Source organism: Bradyrhizobium sp. SZCCT0153 (assembly GCF_018129995.1).
Taxonomy (GTDB): Bacteria; Pseudomonadota; Alphaproteobacteria; order Rhizobiales; family Xanthobacteraceae; genus Bradyrhizobium; species Bradyrhizobium japonicum_G.
The window spans coordinates 220,479-226,826 of the sequence record NZ_JAFCKS010000009.1 but is presented as its reverse complement, the minus strand read 5'-3'; the positions used below and the strand labels follow the sequence as shown (position 1 = coordinate 226,826).

5 protein-coding genes are annotated in these 6,348 nt (G+C 61.5%); 3 read left to right on the top strand and 2 right to left on the bottom strand.

Features of this window, described 5'->3' with window-relative positions; all coding sequences use genetic code 11:
• Positions 1 to 589 precede the first annotated feature (589 nt).
• Together JQ572_RS30365 and JQ572_RS30360 are read left to right on the top strand one after the other, a co-directional pair.
• Positions 590 to 1,348: a hypothetical protein gene (locus JQ572_RS30365; protein WP_211386495.1), complete on the top strand. Its 759-nt coding sequence runs from the start codon at positions 590 to 592 to the stop codon at positions 1,346 to 1,348.
• Positions 1,345 to 2,085, top strand: a complete 741-nt coding sequence (locus JQ572_RS30360) for a hypothetical protein (RefSeq protein WP_211386494.1) — start codon at positions 1,345 to 1,347, stop codon at positions 2,083 to 2,085. The genes JQ572_RS30365 and JQ572_RS30360 overlap by 4 nt, the downstream gene beginning before the upstream one ends.
• Position 2,086: 1 nt before the next feature.
• On the opposite strand, the gene JQ572_RS30355 is transcribed toward JQ572_RS30360, so the two are convergent.
• Together JQ572_RS30355 and JQ572_RS30350 are read right to left on the bottom strand one after the other, a co-directional pair.
• Positions 2,087 to 2,356 carry a hypothetical protein gene (locus tag JQ572_RS30355; RefSeq protein WP_349643117.1) on the bottom strand — a complete coding sequence of 90 codons (270 nt, stop codon included), beginning with the start codon at positions 2,354 to 2,356 and terminating at the stop codon, positions 2,087 to 2,089.
• Between the two features lie 207 nt (positions 2,357 to 2,563).
• Entirely contained in the window at positions 2,564 to 2,815 is a 252-nt protein-coding gene (locus JQ572_RS30350) for a hypothetical protein (protein ID WP_211386493.1), read from the bottom strand.
• Positions 2,816 to 3,954: 1,139 nt separating this feature from the next.
• Here JQ572_RS30350 and JQ572_RS30345 point away from each other — a divergent pair.
• Entirely contained in the window at positions 3,955 to 6,348 is a 2,394-nt protein-coding gene (locus tag JQ572_RS30345) for a sensor histidine kinase NtrY-like (RefSeq protein WP_211386492.1), read from the top strand.

Sequence of the window (6,348 nt, the reverse complement as noted above, 5' to 3'; positions counted from 1 at the left end):
GACGTCCTTGCACGCCGGGCACTCAAACGTCCGGATATCGAAGCCAAATTGGCCGAGCGTAATCCGAGCCAGCACCGTTTCTGTTTGACACGCTGGACATAGCGTTCGGGGATAATGGAACATCTATTGCACGCCTTGTTCAGGCGGGAGCGTTACAGAACTCTCAGTCACCGGTAGTTGCCGTGGTGGGCGGTGATGGAACCCACTGTGCAATCGCCGTTTGGCTCGGCGCTGCTCAGTATTGCTCAACGCCAAAAGAAATTAACGTGTCGTTAGTGAATTAGGTCGCCGCTAGATTCAAATTAGTGCAATTGCCCTCAACCAAGCACGTCCGTTCAACAGGAGCACGGCGTTTTCACACAGCCAGGGTCATTTGCGGACATTCCCGGCACGGAAAATCGCCTCGGCCGCGACAACGCCGCTGCTCTAGTCAGCCTTCGATGACGCTCGCCGTCGTCCCCGCCGCCGAGTACAGATAAACGCTGCCGAAGCGCTCTCCCAAATCTGAAGGCAAGCGTGACATTGCCGGCCTGCGCCAGTTGCTGCAGTGGTACGTTGACGACGTCATGGCGCTGTAACCCTAGAATGCTTGCCCGGCTCGAAGCTGCCGGATGAGCTGGCCGCCCAAGGCCACAAGCTCACCGAGATCGGCGAAGGCGAGCGCACACTGCCCGCCGCTATCATCGAAGCGGTTTTGGTCGAAGGCTCGACCGTCCCGATCATGATGTCCCATGCCGGAATCACCCCTCGGCTAGTGGAGTGCTCGGTGCGTTGCGGATCGCACCGTTTGCCATCTACCGTTTCCCAAGGTTACCCTGTGCAACCATTGGGACGCACGATGGACATTGCCGAGATCGACGCCTTTATCGCCGAGCAGAAGTCCCTCCAAGACCTTGAGGGGGCTTCGCCCGAATGGCAGGATGGTTATCCGGGGGAGCTGTCCGCAACCTGGAACATCGTTGATTCGGTCGGGATTGTCCGGGCACAGCTTCGCTTCCGCTGCCCCGTTCACAAACCTCAATTTCCTAGCATCTCCCTGATTTATAAGGGAAGTCTGATCACGCGCCTCGACCTCGTTTCTCAAGACGAGTGCAAGCCCAACCCACACGATGCAGCCATGTTCGGGTTGCCGCCCCGCGTCTGCGGACCCCACTGGCATCCTTGGGCGTTTAACCGTAGTTATGTGGAGACTGCCGGCTTCGGCCGCATGCCTTACCGGGAGCCGCTTCCGCCACAAGTGCGGAAGCTCCCCCAAGCAATGCTCTGGCTTGCTAAGAATCTTAACCTGTCGATAGCGCCTGATCAGCGAGATTTCGACGTTCCGCCACAAGGTGAGTTATTCCCGTGAGTAATGCCTGCGACGACATCAGAGCAGCACTTGCCGCCTTTGAGGTCTGCACAGAGACCGAGCACGGTTCGCGGGTTACGACGCATTGCCTGTACCCGTCTTTTGACCCGGTGAATGTGTTCGTTGCGAGATTCGGGGGCGGCTTTCGAGTCCACGATGGCGGCGGAGCTGCCCGGTCTGCTTGGACCCACGGCCGAGACGAAAATCTGATCTCGCGGATGCTGACCAAGCAAGCGCAATTGTACCGGCTCAAAATCTCGAACGACTCGCTCACGGCCGAGGTTCAAAGCGTTGACTGGCTGGGTTCGGCAATTCTCGCCGTTGCCAACGCGTCGGCGGCTGCTGCACACGCCGCCGTAGACCGGATGATGACCGCGACCGAAGCGGTTCTCAAAGACAAAATCTTGCGGGTCCTCAAGGAAACGGTGCCGCCGACTACAATTGCGGTCGATTATGAGGTCGCGGGTCAGAGCAAGCGGCACAAGTTCGACTTCGCCGTCACGGAATTTGACGGCAGCATGCTGTTGCTCAACGCGGTTGCTCCTCATCACATATCGGTTTCTTCCAAGTATGTGGCGTTCTCGGACATCATTCACCGGGACGACGTCCGAACCGACAGATGGGCCGTACACGACAAGGGCCTCGATGCCGGTGACGTCTCGCTGCTGCTACAGGTGGCGGAGATCGTCCCGATGCAGGCGCTTTCAGGCGGGCTGAAGCGGCTGATGCTGCAATAAGCTAACTCACGATTTTATAGACCTTCTCGCGCTTGCGGCGCGGCTCCAACTCCGGCACGGATTTGCCAGCGTTCAGCGCCCGCATCATCCCAATCCGGGCGAACATCACTGGCCCGCCGCGCTCGGCGACCAGCAGCAGCGCTTCCATCGCCGCCTGCCATTCCGGCCGGTCGTGGGCCGCCTTCGGCAGGTTGGCGATATAGCGACCGGCATCGAGCAGGGTCTGCAGCTTGCCGCCCGGAACCTGGATCGGATCGTCGAACAGCCGCACCCAGCCTCGGTCGATCACAGCCCCCCAAAGAGATCACCGAGTCGAAGTCGGGCCGATGGGGTGATGCGGGCCGAGAACCGGTCCACCGTCACACGCGCGTCCGACGATGGACCGTTCCGGGTGGATGGCGCGAACTCGACTGGCGTCAGTCATCGCGCCACAGACCAATTTCCCAACCTCGCAGGCCGTAGAGTCGTTCCTACCAAGCTACTTGAAGTCGGGCCGGACCTCGGCCCCGCGCATCCCGCAGGCCGAGCAAATGAAGCGCGGCTCGATGTCGGACAGCCGCATTTCATCGGGCCAGGTGTCGGCGCTCTCGGCAATGTGGTGCCCGCAGCGGTAGTCGGAGCAATAGATCAGCACGCCCCGCAGGCCCATCTCGCGCATCGCGCCGAAGGTGATCTTGACCGGGCGGCCATCGGCGCGGGTAGGGGTGATGCGTCTGATCGGACGAGACATCCCGCCAAGAATGGCGCCGAATGCACGGAGTCAAATTATCGATTCCCGGTGGGTGCGAAGGGCGCCGACCTACTTCCGGTCGTGGGTGTGGACAATCGATGATGATTGAGGCCGCCAACTGAGGCGGCCTTACTTCTTACCGTTCATACGATCTAACAACGCACGCAGGCGGGCGATAAACGTCTCTACCCAGTCGTCACCCTTTGGCTGGGGGTTGGACCGATTAAATTGGTCCCGGCACGAGGGGCGATCTTTCTCGGAATCCATACATTGGTCCTCCGGCAAGGTGTGTTGCCTGAGTACCTACAACTTTTGGGTGTGGGTATTGTTCCGACGATTTCGTTTCAGACTGGCCTTATCAGCGATGAAATGAAAGAGGCGGCCCCTATTCTTGCGCTGGCTTGGCTGGCGTTTTTGTTTCGATTCGACTGCCGCAGTTCTGGCACGTGAATCTATTCACGATAATCCGTTCTGCCGGTTCCAGCACCGAGATGATCCACGCCATCTCCTTGCCGCACTCCCCGCAAATCGGAGCGCTCAGGTCTTCCGGCTTCTGTTTGAGTATACCCATGAGGACGCCCACAAATCCTCTGAGGCAATTATAGGTCTAACAGTGCAGGCGTTCAACGGCATGCGCCTTTTGTTCTATGGGACCAAATTCCTTGACCTATCTCAATGGTCTGCCGAACTCAAAACAGGCCACTGCGAAAATCAATCTAGGCCACTAGGGGTTAAAACAGGCCAGCGCCTGGACGGCCGTAAGAACAGAAGGCGACTGCGACACAGATCGTGAACGAGGGCCACAACGGATTCGAGGACCTGAGTTGATCACCCGCCGTAGGTTTGGATAAAGACCGGCTCAATCCTTATTCCCGTCACGATAGGCGGGTCACTAGCGAGGTAGAGCAGGGCGCGACGACCACGCTCAACAGAACGAGCCCACCAATGCCCCCCGTAGGCAACTCATTGAATCCCGACTCCCCGTTTTGGTAAATCGTGGCCAAAAGAAGAAGTTGAATTTGGTAAGTTGCTGAGATCGCGTGGCTATTTGATACTGTCACGTCTCGGCAACATTGTGGTAGGAATGCATCAGTATCCGCGATCCGCGGATCCCCGTTTTCAGCATCCCCATTGCCGGAATGACCAGCGCAGACACCTCGGCCGCATCCTTTGACACGGCCCCAGCGGAAGAGCCCCGGCGTTGGTCGGTGCGACGCTGGCTGGCGCCCTTTGCCGTGGCGCTGGCGCTGCTGTCGGCCCTGCTGACCTTTCTGGTCCTGACCGGACTGACGAACATCGAGCCGACACCGGCGGTGGTCCGCTCGTTCTACCTGCTTAATGCGGCCACCATCCTGCTGCTGGTCGGGATCATCGTGCGCGAGCTGTGGCAGCTGATCCTGGCGCGGCGGCGGGGCCGGGCGGCGGCGCGCCTCCATGTCCAGATCGTCAGCCTGTTCTCGATCGTGGCGGTGCTGCCGGCGGTGCTGGTCTCGGTCGTTGCCAACGTCACCATCGAGCGCGGCCTCGACCGCCTGTTCTCCGGCCCGACCAAGGAGGTGATCCAGAATTCGCTGACGATCGCCCGCGCCTACATGCAGGACCATGCGCAGCTGATCCGCGGCGATATTCTCGGCATGGCCAACGACATCGCTCATGCGCGGCCGCTCTACGACCAGGATCGCCGCTCGTTCCGCGAGCTGCTGACCGCCAGCGCCGGCTCCCGCAATCTGCCGGGCGCGATGATCATCGACAAGAACACCAACATTCTCGAATCCGCCGACACCGGCATGCGGCTGGCCTATTCGCCGCCGGCGCCGGACTTCCTCAGCAACGTCAACGAATCCGAGCCCGAGATCGCGGTGCTGCCGGACGCCAGCTACGTCGCCGCGGTGATCCGCTTGCGCGCCTTCAGCGACACCTTCCTCTACGTCGCGCGGCCGCTCGATCCGAACGTCGTCACCCAGCTCAAGCAGACCGAGGTCAGCGTCGCCGAATACGCCCAGATCGAGTCGCGCCGGCTCGGCATCCAGGTCGCATTTGCGCTGATGTTCGCGGTGATCGCGCTGACCATTCTGATGGCCTCGGTGCTGATCGGCCTCAACTTCGCCAACTCGCTGGTCTCGCCGATCCGGCGGCTGATGAACGCGGCCCATACGGTCTCGACCGGCGACCTCCATGTGAAGGTCCCGGTGCACCAGTCGGAAGGCGACCTCGCCCAGCTCGGCGAGACCTTCAACAAGATGACGCAGGAATTGCGCAGCCAGCGCGACGAACTCGTCAACGCCAGCGATCTCATCGACAGCCGCCGCCGCTTCATCGAAGCGGTGCTGTCCTCTGCGAGTGCCGGCATCATCGGCGTCGATACCTCGGGCAGCGTCGGCATCCTCAACCGCTCCGCCGAGAAGCTGATCGGGCACTCCGAAGCGGAGACGCTCGGCCATCCGCTCTCCGACGTGCTGCCCGAGCTCGACGAGATGATGAAGACGGCGCGGGAAGGGACCCAGCGCCTGGTGCAGGGCCAGATCACGATCACGCGCGACGGGCAGGAACGCAATCTGTCGGTCCGCGTCAGCGCCGAGAAGACCAGCCAGCCGCACGACAGCCACATCATCACGCTCGACGACATCACCGAGCTGGTCTCGGCGCAGCGCACCTCGGCCTGGGGCGACGTGGCGCGCCGCATCGCCCACGAGATCAAGAACCCGCTGACGCCGATCCAGCTCTCGGCCGAGCGCATCCGCCGCAAATTCGGCAAGTCCATCACCGAGACCAAGGACAAGCAGATCTTCGAACAGTGCACCGACACCATCGTGCGCCAGGTCGACGATATCCGCCGCATGGTCGACGAGTTCTCGCGCTTTGCGCGGATGCCCAAGCCGGTGATGGAGGGCGAGGACGTCGCCGACACCGTGCGGCAGGCCGTGTTCCTCATGAAGGTCGCCCATCCCGAGATCGAGATCGAGGCGCAATTCAAAGAGGATCCGCTCCGCGCCCAGTTCGACCGGCGGCTGATCTCGCAGGCGGTCACCAACATCGTCAAAAACGCCACCGAGGCGATCGAGCAGGTCCCGGCCGAAGAACTGGGAAAAGGCCGGATCGACGTCGTGGTCTCGCGCGAGGGCGAGGACGTGCTGATCGACGTCATCGACAACGGCATCGGCCTGCCCAAGGTGGCGCGGTCGCGTCTGCTCGAGCCTTATGTGACGACGCGCGCCAAGGGCACCGGCCTCGGGCTCGCAATCGTCGGCCGCGTGCTGGAAGACCATGGCGGACGCATCGAGCTGAAGGACGCCTCCGACTTCCGCGAAGGCCAGCGCGGCGCCTGGATGCGGATGCGGTTTGCGATCTCCGGCGCTCCCGCGAAAAGCGAGGGGGCCGAGCCGGCGGGCGAGGCAACGATCAAGCCGGAAATCGCGGAAGCGAGCACGGCTCCCGCCAAGCACCTCGAAACAATAGAGCCGGCCTCCGGAACCAAAGAGCCGGCTGAAAAGACCAATGATTCAACGAAGATCGAAGCCTCAACAGGCAACTGA

Excerpts from the sequence above, each read along its gene's own strand:
- JQ572_RS30350 (WP_211386493.1), bottom strand. The coding sequence starts at position 2,815 with ATGTCTCGTCCGATCAGACGCATCACCCCTACCCGCGCCGATGGCCGC.
- JQ572_RS30345 (WP_211386492.1), top strand. The coding sequence starts at position 3,955 with ATGACCAGCGCAGACACCTCGGCCGCATCCTTTGACACGGCCCCAGCG.